Consider the following 18,721-nt stretch of genomic DNA (forward strand, 5'->3'; position numbering starts at 1 on the left):
GCGGCTCAGCAGGGGCGCCCGGGAGGCCCGCTCAGGCCACGCGCGCCTCGTCCGCCGCCAGGTGGTCGGCGAGCACGTCGCGCACCGTGGTCCACGGGTACGGCCCGTAGCGGTCGTTGTCGACATGGCGGAGCTGCGCCTGCCCGCTGAACATGCTCACGAAGTACTGCATCCCCTGCCACGCCGGGAACGTGTCCTGGTCGCTGCGGGACAGTCGGCGGACCACCTTGCTCATGACGGACAGGGACCCGGTGGTGCCGGCCCACTGCAGCCCGAAGGGCGTGCCGGTCAGTTCGGTGAGCGTGCGGGCGACGTCCCGGGCGGAGACGCGGTCGCCAGCGACCTCGACGACACGCGGTGCGTCCTCGTCGAGGGCCACGAGCGCGGTCACACGGGCGACGTCGTCCTTGGTGGTGAAGTCGAGCACCTGGTCGGGTGACGACCAGTACATGACGCGGTGGCGCCCGAACGCGATCATCGGCGCCTGCCCGGTGAGCATGTCCGTGAACGCGCCGTTGAGGACGGAGGTCGCCCGGATCGGCGCGGCGTCCACGTCCGCCGCGAACTCACGGCGGAGCTCGAAGTTGCGGTTGCTGCCCACCGCGATGCGGCGGTAGTCCGAGGAGTAGTCCGACGGGACGAACCGGGGCACGCCCGCGGCGACCGCGGCCGCGAGCAGCGCGCGCTGCGCGTCGACGATGACAGGGCGCACGCCGCTCACGGCGGAGACGACCGACTCGACACCCGTGACCGCGCGGGTCAGGGCCTCCCGGTGGGAGTACGCAGCGGCGACGACCTCGACGCGGTCGTCGGACCCGTACCGCTCGTCGGCGGCGGTGCTGCCCGGACGGGTGAGGACGCGGACCCGCACGTCCCGCTCCAGGAGCGCACGGACGATGCGGTGACCGAGGTCACCGGTGGCTCCGGCGACGAGGACGGTTCGGGTCATGGCGGTGCTGCTCCTGGTGGTCACGCGGACGTGCCGGACGCCGACGGCGATCGACGGGACGGTGACGGCCGGAATGGTGCTCGACGGGCCGCGCCGTCGGTGGCACACCCCGGAGGCTACCGCGCGGGGACCGCCGGCGCCCTGGGCCCCGAAGGCGGGGCTTGTGCGGCGGACCGCCGTGCGGATTCACTGGCGGAGCACCGTCGTGGCGGCCGTGGTTCGCGGGCCGTCCGGCGGAACGAGGCCGCCCCGCCCGGAATGAGGATCCCCATGCTGTCCCTGGTCTACATGAGCACGAGTGTCCGACCGCTCTCGGACGACGAGTTGTCCGCGATCCTCACCGACGCGCGCACCCGCAACACGGCGCTCGAGATCACCGGCGTCCTGGCACACCGCGACGGCCGGTTCATCCAGGTCCTCGAGGGCCCGGACGACGCCGTGCGCGAGCGGTTCGAGGTGATCCGGCGGGACCCCCGACACACGGACGTGCGGCTGCTCTGCGAGGACCCGCTCGACGAACGGGCGTTCCCCGGGTGGTCGATGGCGTTCCAGCCGGCGGACGCGGACATGACCGCGGTCGCGGGGTTCTCCGACCTGACCGTGGCCGGTCGGGACGAGCACCGGAACGCGTCGCGGGGTCGTGCCCTGGTCGAGTGGTTCCGGAAGCGTCCGTCGTTCACCTGATGCCGGTGACCGGGGGCAGGGCCCTGGATCAGCCCGCGGCGCGTGCGACCGTCCATCCGGCGTCCGTCCGGTCGTAGCGGAGCCGGTTGCTCGGTGCATCCGCGGCGCCGCGCCAGAACACCATCCGCACCGGGGTGATCGCGTAGCCGGCCCACGTGGTCGGTGGATCCAGGTCGGGGCAGTCGGCGTCGAAGGCAGCCCAGCGCGTCCGGCGGTGGTCGGCCTCGACCGCGGCGAGGTCGTCGTCGTTGAGCCAGGCGAGCACCTGCAGGTAGCGACTCCGCGCGGTGTAGGCGTCCCGGGCCTCCCGGTCGGTGACGCGCTCGACGTCGCCGGTGACGACGAGCTGCCGGGCCAGCTCGGGCCAGACGAGCGTCACGGTGGCACGGGGCACCGCGGCGATCTCGGCGGCCTTCCGGCTGCGGCTGTCCGTGTGGAAGTGCACGCGACGGCCGTCGAACAGGGACATGAGGACCGTGCGCGCGGCGGGGTAGCCGTCGAGCCCGATCGTCGACAACGTCATGGTCGGGGTCACACCGGATCCGGGCGCCGGCAGCCAGCGCGCGGCGAGCGCGAGCGGGTCCACGGGGACGTCGTCGTCCGCGTCGGCGCCGTGGGCGAGCCCGCCGACGACGCCCCCGTCCGTCACCGCGGGACCGCGGGGTCGAACCGGGCGATCTCGTGCAGGGACGCGACGGCCTGGTCGAGCGACACGTCCCACAGGAGCTTCCCGTACTCCGCGCTCGCACGGCTGGCGTCCCCGACCACACCGGGCGTGCCGAAGTCGTTCGAGAGCCAGCCGAAGCTGACCGGGCCGCCGTTGAACGCGATGCGCTCGAAGTCGGCGATGTGGTCCGGCACCCAGCGGTCCGCTCGGGCGAGGTCCACGAGGTCCGGACGCAGGTGCAGGATCATCGAGGTCTCCGCGGCACCGCCGTGGATGCCGAGGCCGCGCTCGTCGGCGTCCTCGCCGTCGGGTCCCGGGACACGGGCGAGCGTCGGCATGAGGAACGTCTTCAGCCCCGTCCGTCGGCGGATCTCGCGGAGCGCCACCTGGAGGAGTGCCGTGTTGCCGCCGTGGCCGTTCGCGAACACGAGCGTCCCGGCGCCCATGAGCGCGACCGCCCGCCCGATCTGGACGACCGTGTCGAACATCGTGTCGGCGTCGAGCCAGACGGTACCGGGAGCCCAGCTGTGCTCGTCGGACTTCGTGAACGCCAGGGTCGGCAGTTGCCAGACGTCGAGGCCCTCGTCGGCCGCTCGCTCGACCGCTGCGCCGCCGATGTGGTCGGCGAGCAGGAAGTCGGTGACGAGCGGCAGGTGCGGGCCGTGGTGCTCGACCGCGCCGGTCGGCTGCACGATGATCGTGTCCGGGCCGAACCGGGCGGCGACGTCCGGCCCGGGCAGCTCGGCGAGCTTGCGCGTGCTCACTTGCCGAACCCCGGGATGCCGGTCGAGGCGGCCGACGCGGGCTGCGCCGAGGCCGTCGAGCCGCCCGTGACGACGAGCGCGGGGTCGACGAGCGCGGGGTCGACGATGTGTCCGGGATTGAGCACGCCCTCGGGATCGGTCCGCTGCTTGAGCGCCACGAGGTCCTCGACGCCGTGGTCGACGTAGTACTGGTGCGGGCTGTGCACCCGCACGCCGAGGGCCTCGAGCAGCGGGTACCCGGCGTACACGTCGTCGGCTCCGGTGTACGGCGCGGTGAGCATGCCGATCGGGAACCGGTGGGCGGCCTCGATGTGGAGCATGCCGCCCGGGTAGACGCCCTCGACGTCGGCGATCCGGTCGATGAGCGCCTCGCCGCCGACCTCGACGTGGAAGTACACGGTGTCGGGCGTGTTCCGCTTGAGCCACCAGATCGGGTGGTTGTACGAGAGCATCGACACCTTCGTGGTCTGCTGCAGGCCCTCGCGGACCTCGACGACCGTGCCGCCGGCGGCCTCGATGAGCCCGGTCGCGTCCTCGAGTGCGGTGGCGTCGATGATGCCGCGCAGGCTCGCCGCACCCGCCACCACGGGCGTGTCCCTCGGGAGCGTGGCGGCGATCTCGGCACGGTCCGCGCTGACGAGCCGGGGCGCGGGCGTCAGACCGCGGAGCGTCCGGACGGCGGTCAGGGCCCGCTCGAACGTCGGGAAGCTCGCGTAGACCGCGCGCCAGTCCTGCAGCGGCTCGAGCCGGACCGTGGCCCGCGCGATGACCCCGGCGGTGCCGTAGGTGTGCACGAACGTCTGGGCCTCGTCCCCCTCGACGTGGAGGAGGCCGTCCTCACCCGGGAGCGCGATGTCGAGGGCGGTGACGAATCCCTCCCAGTTCGAGCCGTGGGAGATCGACCCGGTCCCGCCCGAGCCGCCGGACAGGAAGCCGCCGATCGTCGACTGCGCGGTGGACGGGTACATCCACAGCTGCTGGCCCTGCGCGGCCGCGGCCTGCTCCATCATCACCATCGGGGTGCCGGCCTCGGCCGTGATGACGCCGTCCCCGACCTCGACGACCGCGCGGGCACGCGAGGTGTCGAGCACGAGACCGCCGTCGAGCGGGATGCCCTGCCCGTAGTTGCCGGTGCCCTTGCCGCGCGTCGTCACCGGGACGCCGTGCCGTGCCGCCGCCTGCACCGTCTGCGCGATCGCGTCGGCACTGGCCGGGTAGGCGACGAGGTCGGCGAGGCCGAGGGGCAGCTGTTCGGTGAGGATCGGGCTCATCGTCGCCTCGTCGACCGACGCGCGCTCGCGGGTCTTCGGGTCGGCACTGACGCCGCGGTCACCGAGCAGGTCGACCAGGTCGAGCCGCAACGCCTCGAGGGCGGCGGTGGCGGGCATGTGGGGCTCCTTGCTGGTGGGGTGGCGTGGGGTGGGCGGCCGGGAGGCGCGGTGCGGGGCCGGCACGCGCCTCCCGGCCGGTGGGTCGGCTAGAAGCCGAACCCGATCTTCTTGTCGATGAACTGGTTGGTGTACAGGTCGTCGGCCGTGAGCCCCGACTGGACGTGACCGCCGGACTTCTCGAAGATCGGCGCCGCCTTGGAGATGAACGAGTTCAGCCGGCTGGCGTCCATGTCGCCGACGTAGCCGTTGCTGCCGTCCGTGGCGACCTTGAGCTTCTTCATCTGCTGGACGGCGAACGCACCGACCTTGGCGTCGTAGGTCCAGCCGTTGTTGTAGTCCTGCACGAGCGTGTCGATGAGGTCGTTCGTCGGTGTCGGGTTCGTGAAGTAGTCCACGTCGGCCTGCTGCATGACCGGCACGAGCTTCTTCAGGCACGGGGTGAGCTTCGCCAGGTCGCCCGAGCGGACGGACATGGTCTCGGGGTAGGGGTTCCACCCCGTGCTCGAGACGAGCGAGGAGTCGAGCTTCTTGCCCCAGGCCGCCACCTCGTGCTGGTAGATGTACGGCTCGGCGGTCGCGAAGCCCTGCTGCGCGTCCTTGCCGCCTGCGGTCACGAACTTCGACGGCGTGCCGTCGTAGCTGCCGTCCTGGACGCTCGTCGGCAGGTAGCCCGCCTGTGCCAGGTAGGTCATGTACGCGGCGCCGCTGAAGTAGCGGACGACGCCGCCCTTGGCCTTGAGCGCCTTGCCGAGGCCCTTGATGCTGTCGACGCTCTTGTACGTCGCCGGGTCCCACATGAGCACCATGGGCGACTCGTCGTTCTCGGCGAACACCGCCGTGGTGGGCAGGTTGCCGGAGAACTCGACGGCCTCGTCGGTGGAGACGTAGCCGAGCGTGATCGACTTGTCCTGGTACATCTGCGAGCTCACCGTGGAGTAGCCGATCGCGGGACCGCCCGCGCGGATCTCGAGCTGCACACCCGTCGACTTGCCGTTCGCCATGAGGTCGCCCGTGACGGACTTGCCCGAGGCGTCGATCTTCGGGTTCGCCCCGAGCATCTGGTAGACGTGCCCGTGGTCGGCTTCGGGGTTCCAGTCCGTCTGGACGACGACGGTCGAGGGGCAGACGCCGGACAGGTCGACGGCCGGGCCCTTCGCGGCGGACGACGTGGTCGCGGCGCCGGCGCTGTCCGACGTGCTCGTCGAACAGCCGGTGAGGGCGAGGGCGGTGACGCCGAGGGCTGCGGCGACGACGCCGAGACGGGTTCTGCTGCGCATGGGTGCTCCGTTCGTGGTGCAGGTCGGGGTGGTGCGGGGTGCAGGTGCGGTGGGAGGGGAGACGATGGGGCGGGAACTCAGCCGAAGTCGTGCCAGCGGCCGACGGCGAGGCGGCCGATCAGGCCGAAGACGAGGAACACGGCGACGCCGAAGAGCGAGGCGACGATGATCGTCGCGTAGAGCTCGGGGCCCATGAGCCGCGACGCGGTCACCTGGATGAGGACTCCGAGGCCCGGGTTGCCGCGCTGGAAGAACTGGTCGCCGACGATCGCGCCGATCACCGAGAGCCCGGCCGACGTCCGCAGTCCGACGAAGATCGACGGCAGGGCGGCGGGGATCTGCAGCTTGAGCAGCTGGGCGCCGCGGCCGGCCTGCTGGAGCCGGAACAGCTCGCGCGCCCCGCGGTCGGCCGACTGCAGACCGAACAGGGTGTTCGACACCATCGGGAACAGCGCGATCATCACGGTGACGATGACGCGGCTGGCGAACTCGTACCCGAACAGGGCACCGATCAGCGGGACGAGCGCCAGGATCGGCACGCACTGGAGCACGACGGCGTACGGGTACAGCGAGTTCTCGAGCCACTTCGCCTGCGCCATGAGCATCGCCCAGACGACGCCGATGACGATCGCGATCGCGAGCCCGGTCAGGGACACCAGGGCCGTCCGCGCGAGCGCCTGCCACAGCTGCCCGTCGAACCCGGAGGGCGTGCCATCGGGACTCGTGTCCCAGACGATCGCCTTGGCGACGAGGTGCGGGTAGGGGACGAGGAACGCCAGGTTCTTCGCCTTGTCGTAGTACGTCGCGGCGACGTACCAGAGGGCGATGAGGACGACGAACACGGCCACGGGTTGCCACCACATGACGGCGGGCCGTGTCCTGCTGCGTGTCTGACGGGCGGCCACCCGGGCGGTGCGGGTCTCGGCGACCTCCTGCAGCGTGACCATCAGCGGTGTCCTTCCCGGAGCGCGTGCGAGACCTCGCCGACGAGTTCGGCGAACTCGGGCGTGAAGCGGATGTCCGGGTCCCGTGGCATCGGGAACGGGACGTCGAAGCGTCGGACGACCGTGCCGGGACGGCCGGACATGACGATGACCTTCGTCGACAGGTAGACGGCCTCGGACACCGAGTGCGTGATGAACAGCCCGGCGAAGCGCTGTTCGACGAACAGGCGGAGCAGTTCGTCGTTGAGTCGCTCGCGCGTGATCTCGTCGAGCGCGCCGAAAGGCTCGTCGAACAGGAACAGCTCCGGGTCGAGGGTGAGCGACCGGGCGAGGGACACGCGCATCCGCATGCCGCCCGACAGCTGCTTCGGCAGGTTCGTCTCGAACCCGTTCAGTCCGACGAGGTCGATCGCCCGCCGCGCCTTCTCGGCCCGCTCCGCCTTGCCGACGTGGCCGAGTTCCGCGAGCAGCTCCACGTTCCCCTGCACGGTGCGCCAGGGGAGCAGGGTCGCGTCCTGGAACACGTACCCGATCCGGGAGGCCCCGACCGACGCGGTCCCGTCGGACGCGGTCTCGAGTCCGGAGGCGATCCGGAGGAGGGTCGACTTGCCGCAGCCGGACGGACCGACGACGGACACGAACTCGCCGCGGTCGACCGTCAGGTCGACGCCCTGGAGGGCGATGGTCCCGTTCGGGAACGTCATCTCGACGTTCGCGAAGTCGAGCAGCGTGTCCGTCGACGTGACGGGTGCGGGTGCGGTGGTGGTCACGGCTACCTCTTCGTTCTGGTGGATCGGGCTGGGTCAGGCGGTGGGTGCCGGGGTGGCGGTTGCGGGGGTGGTGTCGGCGGGAACGGTGTCGCCGGGGGTGGTCGGCGCGGGGGTGGGCGCGGCGACGGAGCGGTGGACCTCGGTGACCGCGACGAGCCGGCCGTGCGCGACGACGAGCCGGTCCGCGGGGGCCTCGGCGACGGCCTCGATGAGGCTCGACGCGGCGATGGCCAGGAACTCGGCCCGCGCACCCGGCACCGCCCCGGCGGGCGGGAGGCCCATGACACTGCGGGCGCCGTCGCTGACGAGCCGGTACGCCTCCTCCGGCGTGAGGTGTCCCGCGGTCACGAGCAGCGAGGCGGTCTCGAGCGCGTCCGACCGCCCGACCGGGTTGAACGGGTCCCGCACGTTGTCCGCTCCGGCCGCCACCCGGACGCCGGCGTCGAGGAGCGCCCGGAGCGCCGTCAGACCGCGCGGCGTCGACACCGGGTGCTGCCAGCCCTGCAGGTACAGGTTCGTGATCGGGAGTGTGATGACGCCGAGGTCCGCGGCGAGCACGTCCTCGATCACCGCGGCGCGGCGCTGCGGCGACAGGGTGCCGAGACGCACGCAGTGTCCCGCCGAGTACTGCCGGTCCCGTGGCCAGTCCCGCACCGTCCGCGCGTAGCGGTCGAGCGTGACCGGGCCGTCGAGGCTCTCGTCGGCGTGCATGTCGACGCCGAGTCCGCGCCGTGCCGCGATCGCGAGGAGGCGGTCGAGATCGGCGTCCGGGTCGTCGGCGAGGTGCGGGGCACCGCCGACGAGGTCCACCCCGAGGTCGAGCACCGCTTCGACGTGCGCGTCCGGCGCGCGGTGACCGGCGAGTGCGACGAGCTCGATGTCCATGAGGCCGGCGAGTTCACGCCGCACCCGGACCAGCGCTCGTGCGCCGCGGGTGGCCTGGTCGGTCGTGGCCGTTCCGTCGCCGCTGAGCACGTCGACGTGCGTGCGGACCGCGGTCGTGCCCGTGGCGAGCATCGCGAGGGCCTGGGTGCGGGCCCGGTCGGCGATGTCGTCGACCGTCATGTCCGCCGCGTGGGCGATCCAGGCGCCGATGGCCGAGCCGAGGTCACCGAGCGGGGGTCGGATCCGATCGAAGCTCAGCGCCTTGTCGAGGTGCGCGTGGGGCTCCGCGGGGGCCGTGAGGAGCAGACGCCCCTCGAGGTCGAGGGTGGCCTCGGCGTCCGCCGTGAGCGTGCCGGCCGGGGCGACCTCGGACACCGTGCCGCCCTCGATCGCGATGTCGACACGGCGCCCGTCGGGCAGCAGTCCGTGGCGCAGGAGTGCCAGTGGCCGGGGCAGTGTCGCGCTCACGGGATCCCTCCGCTCGTGTGCCAAAATGTTGATCGCATCAACATCGCCGATGCTAGGGCGACCACGTTTCCCGCGCGTTTCGCCCCCGTTGCCGCATGTAACGACCCGCGACGCCGCCCGCAGCGGCCAGCACGATGGAGGAGCCCGTGGTCACCACCGAGGTCGTCGACCCCGACGCCGCCGGCACGCGCGTCGTCGACGAGCAGGCCCGCCGGATCGGCCAGCACATCCGCGAACTCCGACGTGGCCGGTCCCTGACGCTCGTGCAGCTCGCCGACCGAAGCGGACTGTCGCACTCGTTCCTCAGCCAGCTCGAGCGCGGGCACACCCGAGCGAGCATGGTGTCGCTCGACCGCATCGCCGGCGCGCTCGGGACGAGCCAGGTCGCACTGCTCGCCGCCGGTGACCCGCAGCTCCGCGAGCCCGACGATCCGCGCCCCGAGGTCGTCCGCGCCCACGAGGGTGCCAGGAGCCCGTTCGCCCTGGGATCGGCCCGCCTGCTCGTGCACGGCGGCAGCCACGCGTTCGAGCCCCTCGAGTGGATCGGCGCGAACACCGATCCCGGCGAGCACTACGAACACCACGAGGACGAGTTCCTCACCGTCGTGGCCGGGGCGGTGCTCCTCGACCTCGCCGGGGACGTGACGCGGCTCGGCGTCGGCGACTCCGCGTACTACCGCGGCGGCACGCCGCACCGATGGTGCAGCGCCGACGGCGAGCGGTTCCACCTCATCGTCGTCAAGCAGACGCCCGCGCCGACCGGAGGTGCGGCATGAGCGCGCAGGAGGCCCGCATCGCCGTCCGGGTCGCGGCCAGGACCGCGGTGGCCCGGGACGTCGTCACCCTCGACCTCGCTCCGGTGGACGCGGCACCGCTGCCCGCGTGGACCCCGGGGGCGCACGTCGACCTCGAGGTGCGGCCCGGGCTCGAGCGGCAGTACTCCCTCGTCGCCACGACCGCGGACGGGCACTGGCGCGTCGCCGTGCTCCGCGAGCAGGAGGGCCGCGGGGGATCCGCCGCCGTGCACGACGTCCTCGTGCCCGGCGAGACCGTGGCCGTCCGCGGTCCGCGCAACCACTTCGCGTTCGACCCCGCACGCCCGGCGGTGTTCGTGGCCGGCGGCATCGGGATCACACCGATCCTGCCGATGATCGCCCTGGCCGAGGCCGACGGCACCCCGTGGACCCTGCACTACGCGGGACGGGATCGGGCGGGGATGGCGTTCGCGGCGGACCTCGCCGCCGCACACCCCGCCGAGGTCCGGCTCTACCCGGGCGACGAGGGCACCCGGCTCGACGTGCCGGGCCTGCTCGCGGGACCCTCGGACGCGGTCGTCTACGCGTGCGGGCCGCGGCGGCTCGTGGACGCGGTCGTGGCGGCCGGCGCCCACCGTGGCCCCGACGCCGTCCGCGTCGAGCGGTTCACGGCCGCCGACGACGCCACCGCACCGGGGGAGCCGTTCGAGGCGGAACTGGCGCTGTCGGGGATCACCGTCACCGTGCCTCCCGACCGGTCGCTGCTCGACGTCGTCGAGGACGCGGGCGTGCTCGTGCTGTCGTCGTGCCGCGAGGGCACCTGCGGCACCTGCGAGACCCCGGTGCTCGAGGGGGAGGTCGAGCACCGGGACACCGTGCTCAGCGCCGAGGAGCACGCCGAGGGACGGACGATGATGATCTGCGTCTCGCGGGCGCGCGGCGGCTGCCCCCGGCTCGTGCTCGACCTGTAGGGCCCATCGCTGCCGGAGGGCGCGCGCCGACGACGACTGCGCTGTCGCTGCTCGGCGCGCTCGTCGTCCGGGCGCGCCCTACGGCTGTGACGGGGACGGCGCCGCGTCGATCCGCTGCGCGCGGAGCTCGTCGACGAGTTCGGGACGCGAGCGCATGTAGCGGATCCCGGACTGCGTGCCCCACACGTACAGGCCGGCCGCGAGCACCGCGAGCACGACGGAGTCCCACGGCGCCCCGATGAGGCCGAGGCCGCCGAAGCTCCCGATCGCCGACATGCCGTAGACGACGGCGAGGTACGCGACGAGCCAGATGCCGCCGACGACCTCACCCGCACCGTGGTGCTGCAGGGCGTACGTGACCGCGTACCAGATGAGTCCGACGACGATGATCGGGATGGTGAGGACCAGCTCGGACCACGGCACCCAGTAGATGACGAGCGCGCTCACGACGAACGCGAACGGCGCGATCACCGACATCCCGGGCAGGCGTGCCGCGCGGTCCGCCAGACCCGACCGACGGAACGCGACGACCGACACCGATCCGATCGAGAACGTGAACGCGATGAGCGTGCCCGTCACACCGATGATCGCGTGCCAGCTCGGCAGGGGGAGCAGGAACAGGATGCCCACCAGGAAGTTCGTGATGAGCGCCCGCCGCGGCACGCCGGATCCCGGGTGCACCTTGGCGAACCACGAGGGGAAGAACCGGTTCTTCGCCAGGCCGAACATGTTGCGCGCGTTCGACGCCGTGAAGACGATGCCCGACCCCGACGGCGAGACCATGGAGTCGGCGATGAGGACCCAGTACAGCCAGGTCATGCCCAGGAGCATGGCGAGCTGCGCGAAGGGTGAGTTGAAGTCGATGCCGCTCCAGCCCTTGCCGAGCAGGTGCTGCGGCACGCCGAAGATGAACGCGAGCTGCAGCAGCAGGTAGAGCGCGATCGCCGCGAGGATCGTCGTGACGAGTGAGGCCGGGATGTTCCGGTGCGGGTTCCGGGCCTCGCCCGACAGCTCGACGATGTTGCGGAAGCCGGTGTAGGCGAACACCATGCCCGCGGTCGCGATGGTGCCGAGGGCCGCGCCGATGCCGTACGGGGCGAACCCGCCGCCGGCGGCGAAGTTGTGCGTGCCACCCGCGCCACCGCTGTGCGTGAACCCGCTCGCGAACAGCATGACGATCGTGAGCGTCGGGATGCAGATCTTGACCGCGGTGACGATGTTGTTGCTGCGTGCGAAGAACTGCACACCGAAGTAGTTGACGACGACGAACACCGCCATGAGGCCGATGGCGACGAGGATCCCGGGGAACGTCAGCTGGCCGTGGCGGAAGAGCCCGGGGATGTACGAGCTGGCGTACTGGACGACCCCGGACGCTTCGGTCGGCGGGTTCGCAACGTAGGTGACCCACATGCTCCAGCCCACGATGCTCGCGGCGAAGCGCCCGTTCGAGTACAGCGGGTACCGGACCAGCCCACCGGATTCGGGGTGCACCATGCCGAGCTCGGCGAACACGAGTGCGACCGCGAGCATGACCGCACCGCCGATCACCCACGCGATGAGCGCTGCCGGCCCCGCCGTCTGTGCGGCGTACATCGCGGAGAACAGCCAGCCGGAACCGATGACGCTGCCGATTCCCGTGGCGACCAGGGACCAGTAGCCGAGCCGCTGCTTGAGGTGGCTGTCCTCGCTCGTGGCGGACTGGGGGACCGGACTCGCGCTGACCATGCACCCGTCGTACCCCGATCCAGGTCGGTTGGCACGACTCGAGCCGCCCGTGGACCACGGCGCGCCGACATCCGGGAGGTCCGGTGCCGGTCCGCGCGACCGGTACAGTCCCGCGCATGATCGTGTGGATCAACGGCACCCACGGTGTGGGGAAGACGACGACGAGCGCCCTCGTGCAGCAGATGCTCCCGGACGCGCGCGTCCTCGACGCCGAGAAGGTCGGTGAGGTCCTCATGGACATCCGACCGGGCCTCCCGGCGACCGACGACTTCCAGCACTGGGCGCCCTGGCGACCGCTCGTCGTCGAGACCGCCCGACGCGTGCTGCAGTACACCGGTGGGATCCTCGTCATGCCGATGACCGTCCTGGTCGAGCGGTACTGGCGCGAGATCAGCGACGGCCTCGCCGTGCATGACATCCCGGTCCGCCACTTCGTCCTGCATGCCGACCAGGAGACGATCCGCGACCGGATCCAGAACGACCCGGTCCTCGGCCCGTCGACGTTCCGCTTCTCGCGCCTGGAGCCCTACGCCGAGGCCGCTCGCACCTGGCTCCACGCCGAGGCGGAGGTGGTCGACACGACGCACATCGACCCGACGCAGGCGGCGCAGCGGATCGCCGCAGCGGTCCGCGCCGGCTAGGGCCGGAGGCCTGCGGACCCGTGCCCACGGGCCTCCCGATTCAGGGCCGCTCCGTGCCCTCGAGCGGGGCCCCGCCGAGCGCGGACAGCCGGGACAACCCCGCCTCGGCGACGAGCTGCTGCGCCAACGGCCGAGCCCGCGCGACGGCCTCGGCCGGATCGACGCGCGTGACCTCGCCATCGGCGAGGCTCAGCTCGCCGTCGACCCACACGTCCTTGACCTCGCGGCTCCCGGCGACGAACACGACCGCCTGGTAGGGGTCGTGCACGTTCGCCAGCGCCGGGCTGTCGCCGTCGAACACGACGACGTCCGCGCGCTTGCCGGGCTCGAGCGAGCCGATCTCGCCGTCCATCCGCAGTGCCCGGGCGCCGCCGATGGTGCCCATCTCGAACGCTTCGCGGGCGCTCATCGCGGTCGCCTGCAGATCGCGGATCCGGGCGAGCAGCGCGGCGGTCTTCATCGCCTGCAGGAAGTCCTGGGAGTCGTTCGAGGCGGGACCGTCCACGCCGATGCCGACCGGGACGCCGAGGGCGCGGAGTTCGGCGACGGGCGCGATGCCGCTCGCCAGGATGCCGTTCGCGACCGGGTTGTGTGCGACGCCGACGCCGTGCTCCGCGTACAACTGCCGGTCCTCCCGGTCCACCCACACGCTGTGCGCGGCGATCACGGGGACGTCGAACATGCCGGTGGCCGCCGCGTGCCCGACGACGGTCTTGCCGGTGCGCTGTCGCGCCGCGGTGACCTCCTCGCGCACCTCGTGGATGTGGATGTGGATGCCGTGGCCGCCGTCCACGGCGTACCCGATGTGCTGCTCCCACGCGGCGTCCGTGTAGCGGCCGATGGAGGAGATCCCGACGCGGAACGAGCTGTACCGGCTCGCGGCGGTGGCTTCCTCGAGCACACGGAGTTCGTCGAGGATCGGCGCGGGCCCGAAGTCCCGGTCGACGTCACCGGACCCGAACGAGAGCACGCCGCGGAGCCCCAGCTCGTCGAGCGCCTGGACGACGCCCGGGGTGGCGGGGTCGCCCGGGATCGGGTCCGAGCAGAACATGTCGTTCGCCGTCGTCACGCCGCTGCGGAGCATCTGGATGCCCTGGAGCATCGTCCCCGCGTACGCCTTGTCCCGCGTCATGACCGGGTTGACGGGTGCGATGAGTTCCTGCAGCCACTCCCACAGCGTGTACTGCGAGCCGATGCCGGTGATGAGCCCCTCGCTGAAGTGCCCGTGCGTGTTCACGAACCCGGGCGTCACGATGTCGTACGCCCCGCCGCGGACGACCGCGTGTGGGTTCGCCGCCCGCAGGTCGTCGTAGGTGCCGACCGCCGCGATGCGATCGCCGTCGACGAGGACGGCACCGTCACGGATCGCGGCGGGCGTCGGCGAGGCGTCGGAGTGTGCGGGAACACCGGCGACGGGGACGGACTCGGGCGCTCCGGTGAGCACCCACCCGCCACGGATCAGGGTCTGGGCCATGCCTGTGACCCTAGGGGCGACGTGTTCCGGGGATGTTTCCGATCGATCACGAGCACCGCCCGGTGCCGGTCCGCGTCATCGCGCCGAAACACACCGCCACCGCCCGGAAACACTGCGCTGCTACAACGGCCCCATGCTCACCGTCACCGGCGCCGTCCGTGTCCTCGTCGATCCCGGCACGGAGCGCGGCGGCGACGTCGTCCTCGAGGATGGCCACGCGGAGTCCTCCAGCCTCGACGCGACGGGCTGCGTCGTCACGCCCGGACTCGTGAACGCACACCACCATCTGTTGCAGACGGCGTTCCGCACCCTGCCCGGAACGCGTGGGGTCCCGATGGCGGACTGGCTCCCCGCGATGGCCGCCGCCTACGGACGAGCGGGGCACGACCCCGAGCTGTACGGACTGGCGGCGACCGTGGGGGCCGCCGAGGGCCTCCTGAGTGGCGTGACGACCATCGCCGACCACCACCTCAACTGGCCCACGGGCGCCACCCCCGACGACACCGTCGCGCTCGCGCGGGCGACGGCCGACGCCGTCCGCGCACTCGGCGGCCGACTCGTCTTCGTCCGCGGCTCCGCTCGTGACGACCCGGAGCAGGCCGCGGCGTCGGCCGACGCGATCGTCGGCGCCCTGCTCGACCGGGAGGCCGTGGGCGGCGTCGACCCGGACGGTCGCCTCCAGATCGCGGTCGGGCCGGCGGGCGTGCACTCCGACGGGCGCGAGACCTTCCTGGCACTCGGTGAGGTCGCCGCGCGCCACCGCCTCCGGCGGCGGACGCAGGCGAACGAACAGGTGGACACCGCCATCGCGCTCGAGCGGTACGGCCGACGCCCCATCGACCTCCTGGAGGAGTGGGGCTGGCTCGCACCGGACGTCACCATCGCGCATCTGTGCGACGTCACGGACGACGAGATCGCCCGACTCGCCGGGGCCGGTGTCACCGCGACGCACGCGCCGGGCTGCGACGTGCCGATGGGCTGGGGAATCGCACCGGTCGCCCGCCTCGCCGACGCCGGCATCGCCGTCGGACTCGGGACGAGCGGTGGTGGGAGCAACGACGCCGGTCACCTGCTCGCCGACGCCCGTCTGGCCATGCAGGTGTCCGCGCTCGTCGGCCCGCAGCTCCCGGCCCGCCAGGTGCTCGGGATGGCGACCGCCGGGTCCGCCGCCGGTCTCGGTCGGCCGGAACTCGGTCACCTGGGTGCCGGGACCGCCGGTGATCTCTGCGTGTGGGACGTCTCGGGCGTCGCCGATGCCGGCGTCGACGACCCGGTCGCGGGCCTCCTCTGGGCGTCACCCGGTCGCCGTCCACGGCACGTCGTCGTCGGCGGCCGCGTCGTCGTCCGGGACGGGAGGCTCGTGGCCGCCGACGAGCGCGAGCTGGCGGCCCGGCTGCGGGAGCGGTTGGCTCGGACGCCTGCGGTGGTCGCCTGACCGGAGCGGCATCGGCCTCAGGTGCGCCTACCGATGAGATCGCCGGCGCCAGCGCTCCGCGAGGCGCTGGAGGTCGCCCCACTGACCGGGGAGCACCACCGCGAACGCTGGGAACCCCAGCGCGAGCACCGCTGGGGGAATCCACGTCTGGTCGATCCCCTCTTCGTCCCAGACCGTGGCAGGCAGGCCGTCGTCATCCGCGTCGAACGTCCGGTAGCCCGCGCGCACGGCATCGCCGGGGTGGGCCCCGTCGTCGTCATCGAACCCGTCGAACTCGACGTCGTGCGCTACCGTGCCTCCGTCGTCGCTCGTCCATGTCCCGGTCGAGGTGCAGGTCCTGCCTTCGCGACCCACCGTGCACTCCCAGAGCGTCTCGCGATACGTGCCCCAGTGAACCGGTTCATCGAGTGCCGCGTGCTCCTGCACCGATGTGAGAGCGAGGAACACGCCGGCCGCGAGGAGCAGTGTGTAGACGGTCATCGCCGCGATCGTGAGAACGAGCGGACGCCGGGAGAGCTCGCCGGAGTGGCGGCCCGATCGCGTGTGCCGACGATGCAGGGCCGGACCAGGGCCGAGCGATGACACCGGGTCAGTCTGCCGACCCGCGGAGGTCGGGGCGACCCTTCAGCACCGGCGTGGCGGCGGTCCGGACCCGGGCAGACCGAGCAGGGGTCATCACGCTGGAGTGTCGCGTACGGCTCGGACGGTGGCCACCGCGGTGACGGAGACCCTCCTGCGATGACCATCCCTCCGCTGACTGGTGGCGAAGCAGCTCAGGCGGGCAGCTCGCCGAGCACGCGCCGCCATGCCGTGGTGAGCGTCTGGTACTCGTCGTCCGGGATCAGGTCGCGGACGCCGGCCGCGAGTACCGCGGAACGGACGGCTTCCTGCGCGCCGTCCTCGGCGAGTTCGTCGTCGTGGATGTGACGGAGGTCGCGTGCAGCCGCACGGCCGGCGTCCTGCGCGGCTTCGATCTCGTCGACTCGGCCCGCGGTGCCCGCAGCGTGGAGCGCGTGCTCCCAGGCGGCGACGAGCTGCACGTTCGTGACGACGGGGACGTCGATGCCCCCCTGGATCTCGAACGCCCAGCTCGGCTCGGGCAGCACGATGTCCTCGTCGGCCTTCCACAGGCGACCGAGCGCCTCGGCCTCCTGCGCCGTGAGGGACCCGGCGCGCTCGATCATCGCCTGGAGGTGCTGCGCGTACGTCCGCTTCGACATCGTTGCCTTCCCGACCGCCGCCGGTGCGACGTGCCGTAGGTCATCCTGGCATCCCGACCAGCGAGGTGGCGGGAGACGGCGCCAGATCCGCGAGGACGAGGAAGCGGCGCCCTTGTCTAGGGTCGGGATGTGCTCGTCTCCTCCGACCGCCTGACCCCGCCGCCCCAGCGCGTCCTGGTCGCCGGGCCGTCCGGCGCGGGCAAGACCACCTTCGCGCAGCAGATCGAACGCGTCGCCGGGTTGCCGCACACCGAGGTCGACGCGCTCTTCCACGGTCCGGGCTGGACGCCCCGACCTGACTTCGTCGAGGCGGTCGACGCGTTCACGCGCGAACCGAGGTGGGTCACCGAGTGGGCGTACACGTCGCAACTCGGCGACCTCGTGGTCTCGCGTGCGGACACGCTCGTCGCGCTCGACTACCCGGTGCTCCTGCACATGTCCCGCCTCGTGCTGCGGACGATCCGACGGTCGGTGCGACGCGTCGAGCTCTGGAACGGCAACGTCGAACCGCCGCTGCGGACGTTCTTCGGGAACCCCGAGCACATCATCCGCTGGGGCTGGAAGGGCCGCGCACGGATCAGAGCGAACGTCGTCGCCGCTGAGCGCGACTGGCCGCAGCTCCGTGTCGTCCGTCTCCGCTCGCAGCGCCAGGCGGACGCGTGGTTGCGGTCGCTCGCGCTCTGACGGACCGCACGACGATGAGCGCGACGGCGACGACGACGCCGATCAGGACCCCACCCCACACCTGCCACGACCGTGCCTCGGTGGTGAACAGGAGGACCGCGAAGTCCGCGAACTCGCTCGGCACCGTGAGCAGCGCGCGGGACCCGAGCGCGCCGGTCAGCGCCGCGATCGAGGTCGGTCCGATCCACGCCAGCCCGAACGCGACGACGGCCCCGACGATCTGCCGACCGAACGGGCGCTGCCAGAACGAGCCGACCGCGACACCGACGGCCAGCCCGGGCAGCAGGTGGGACACGGACAGCAGATCCGCGGACCAGGTCGGCGGTGCCGTGGTCGGCCGGACGACGAGTGCGTCGGCCCAGTCCGTCAGCGTCGCCGCGGCGAGCGCGATGCCGATCACGGGCCCGGGGGCCGGAACAGCGACGACGAGCGAACAGGCGACGAGTGCGACCACGGTCGCCGACAGCGCGATGACCACCAACCCGAACAGGTAGACCTGCTCCGGGGTGACGAACGTCGCCACGTACCCCGTCGGACGACGGAGTCCGACCCCCGTGACGACGGCCGACTCGACGACCGCGACGAGGTCGAGCGCGAACACGCCGATCAGCGCGGCCAGCACCGTGCCGATCGTCCGTGGCACGCGCACGGCGCGGAACAGCACGCCGGCGAGTGCGCCGCCCCCGACGAGCATCGACGCCATGAGCGCGACGTCGTACTGGCTGAACGGCAGGAGCGCGATCGGCATCTGGTGCGGCGAGGTCACGTCGGACGCCCAGAGGTTCTGCAGCGGCAGCCGCATGCCGGTGATGATCCACGGCAGCAACCCGACCGCGGCGGATCCGGCACCGACGGCGAGTGCGGTCGTGCGGCTCCGGCTGGTCGGTGCGACGGTCATCCGAGGACGCTAGCGGGACGGTGGCCGGCGCGACGTCCTCCGCCCGGTGGATCTGTGGGGCCGCGGAGGTGGGCAGGACGCGGAACGACCTCCACCGCATGGGCGGCGCGCGCCCGTCC

19 protein-coding genes are annotated in these 18,721 nt (G+C 72.3%); 6 read left to right on the top strand and 13 right to left on the bottom strand.

Annotated elements, in window-relative coordinates; translation table 11 throughout:
- Window positions 1-31: 31 nt before the first annotated feature.
- Window positions 32-949: an NmrA family NAD(P)-binding protein gene (locus DEI94_RS07775; protein WP_111008902.1), complete on the bottom strand. Its 918-nt coding sequence runs from the start codon at window positions 947-949 to the stop codon at window positions 32-34.
- A 270-nt stretch (window positions 950-1,219) separates the two neighbouring features.
- Between DEI94_RS07775 and DEI94_RS07780 the strand changes: the two genes are divergently transcribed.
- Window positions 1,220-1,633, top strand: a complete 414-nt coding sequence (locus DEI94_RS07780) for a BLUF domain-containing protein (RefSeq protein WP_181435147.1) — start codon at window positions 1,220-1,222, stop codon at window positions 1,631-1,633.
- A 28-nt stretch (window positions 1,634-1,661) separates the two neighbouring features.
- Here the strand turns inward: DEI94_RS07780 and DEI94_RS07785 are convergent, their stop codons facing one another.
- From DEI94_RS07785 to DEI94_RS07815, 7 genes are all read right to left on the bottom strand, one after another.
- Entirely contained in the window at window positions 1,662-2,282 is a 621-nt protein-coding gene (locus DEI94_RS07785; RefSeq protein WP_111027801.1) for a pyridoxine/pyridoxamine 5'-phosphate oxidase, read from the bottom strand.
- Window positions 2,279-3,064 carry a creatininase family protein gene (locus DEI94_RS07790; RefSeq protein WP_111027800.1) on the bottom strand — a complete coding sequence of 262 codons (786 nt, stop codon included), beginning with the start codon at window positions 3,062-3,064 and terminating at the stop codon, window positions 2,279-2,281. Before DEI94_RS07790 ends, DEI94_RS07785 begins: the two co-directional genes overlap by 4 nt.
- Complete coding sequence (locus tag DEI94_RS07795) at window positions 3,061-4,452, bottom strand: FAD-binding oxidoreductase (protein ID WP_284183740.1); 1,392 nt, start codon at window positions 4,450-4,452, stop codon at window positions 3,061-3,063. The genes DEI94_RS07790 and DEI94_RS07795 overlap by 4 nt, the downstream gene beginning before the upstream one ends.
- Window positions 4,453-4,541: 89 nt before the next feature.
- Window positions 4,542-5,732: a substrate-binding domain-containing protein gene (locus DEI94_RS07800; RefSeq protein WP_111011694.1), complete on the bottom strand. Its 1,191-nt coding sequence runs from the start codon at window positions 5,730-5,732 to the stop codon at window positions 4,542-4,544.
- 77 nt (window positions 5,733-5,809) lie between these two features.
- Complete coding sequence (locus DEI94_RS07805) at window positions 5,810-6,679, bottom strand: ABC transporter permease (RefSeq protein WP_111027882.1); 870 nt, start codon at window positions 6,677-6,679, stop codon at window positions 5,810-5,812.
- Entirely contained in the window at window positions 6,679-7,446 is a 768-nt protein-coding gene (locus tag DEI94_RS07810) for an ABC transporter ATP-binding protein (RefSeq protein WP_258378129.1), read from the bottom strand. The genes DEI94_RS07805 and DEI94_RS07810 overlap by 1 nt, the downstream gene beginning before the upstream one ends.
- Window positions 7,447-7,479: 33 nt before the next feature.
- A complete protein-coding gene (locus DEI94_RS07815) occupies window positions 7,480-8,799 on the bottom strand; it encodes an amidohydrolase family protein (protein WP_284183741.1) in 1,320 nt (439 codons plus the stop codon).
- A gap of 146 nt (window positions 8,800-8,945) precedes the next feature.
- Between DEI94_RS07815 and DEI94_RS07820 the strand changes: the two genes are divergently transcribed.
- Entirely contained in the window at window positions 8,946-9,575 is a 630-nt protein-coding gene (locus tag DEI94_RS07820; RefSeq protein WP_258376443.1) for a helix-turn-helix domain-containing protein, read from the top strand.
- Window positions 9,572-10,525: a PDR/VanB family oxidoreductase gene (locus tag DEI94_RS07825; protein ID WP_111008975.1), complete on the top strand. Its 954-nt coding sequence runs from the start codon at window positions 9,572-9,574 to the stop codon at window positions 10,523-10,525. Before DEI94_RS07820 ends, DEI94_RS07825 begins: the two co-directional genes overlap by 4 nt.
- A 78-nt stretch (window positions 10,526-10,603) precedes the next feature.
- Here the strand turns inward: DEI94_RS07825 and DEI94_RS07830 are convergent, their stop codons facing one another.
- On the bottom strand, window positions 10,604-12,250 hold the full coding sequence (locus DEI94_RS07830; RefSeq protein WP_111027765.1) for an APC family permease: 1,647 nt from the start codon (window positions 12,248-12,250) through the stop codon (window positions 10,604-10,606).
- A gap of 116 nt (window positions 12,251-12,366) precedes the next feature.
- Between DEI94_RS07830 and DEI94_RS07835 the strand changes: the two genes are divergently transcribed.
- Window positions 12,367-12,891, top strand: a complete 525-nt coding sequence (locus DEI94_RS07835) for an AAA family ATPase (RefSeq protein ID WP_111027766.1) — start codon at window positions 12,367-12,369, stop codon at window positions 12,889-12,891.
- A gap of 40 nt (window positions 12,892-12,931) precedes the next feature.
- On the opposite strand, the gene DEI94_RS07840 is transcribed toward DEI94_RS07835, so the two are convergent.
- Complete coding sequence (locus tag DEI94_RS07840; RefSeq protein ID WP_111027767.1) at window positions 12,932-14,365, bottom strand: amidohydrolase family protein; 1,434 nt, start codon at window positions 14,363-14,365, stop codon at window positions 12,932-12,934.
- Window positions 14,366-14,498: 133 nt separating this feature from the next.
- Here DEI94_RS07840 and DEI94_RS07845 point away from each other — a divergent pair, with 133 nt between their 5' ends.
- Window positions 14,499-15,800, top strand: a complete 1,302-nt coding sequence (locus tag DEI94_RS07845; protein WP_111027768.1) for an amidohydrolase family protein — start codon at window positions 14,499-14,501, stop codon at window positions 15,798-15,800.
- A gap of 27 nt (window positions 15,801-15,827) precedes the next feature.
- On the opposite strand, the gene DEI94_RS07850 is transcribed toward DEI94_RS07845, so the two are convergent.
- Both DEI94_RS07850 and DEI94_RS07855 read right to left on the bottom strand, forming a co-directional pair.
- On the bottom strand, window positions 15,828-16,280 hold the full coding sequence (locus tag DEI94_RS07850; protein ID WP_111027769.1) for a hypothetical protein: 453 nt from the start codon (window positions 16,278-16,280) through the stop codon (window positions 15,828-15,830).
- A 293-nt stretch (window positions 16,281-16,573) separates the two neighbouring features.
- Window positions 16,574-17,020 (bottom strand): hypothetical protein, encoded by a 447-nt coding sequence (locus DEI94_RS07855; protein ID WP_111008981.1) that lies wholly within the window; start codon window positions 17,018-17,020, stop codon window positions 16,574-16,576.
- A 129-nt stretch (window positions 17,021-17,149) separates the two neighbouring features.
- Between DEI94_RS07855 and DEI94_RS07860 the strand changes: the two genes are divergently transcribed.
- On the top strand, window positions 17,150-17,704 hold the full coding sequence (locus DEI94_RS07860; RefSeq protein WP_111027770.1) for a P-loop NTPase family protein: 555 nt from the start codon (window positions 17,150-17,152) through the stop codon (window positions 17,702-17,704).
- Here the strand turns inward: DEI94_RS07860 and DEI94_RS07865 are convergent.
- Window positions 17,598-18,602, bottom strand: coding sequence for a hypothetical protein (locus DEI94_RS07865; RefSeq protein WP_111027771.1), 1,005 nt, complete (start codon window positions 18,600-18,602; stop codon window positions 17,598-17,600). The genes DEI94_RS07860 and DEI94_RS07865 overlap by 107 nt on opposite strands.
- Between the last annotated feature and the right edge of the window lie 119 nt (window positions 18,603-18,721).

This window comes from Curtobacterium sp. MCBD17_040, from assembly GCF_003234805.2.
In the GTDB taxonomy this organism is placed as follows: Bacteria; Actinomycetota; Actinomycetes; order Actinomycetales; family Microbacteriaceae; genus Curtobacterium.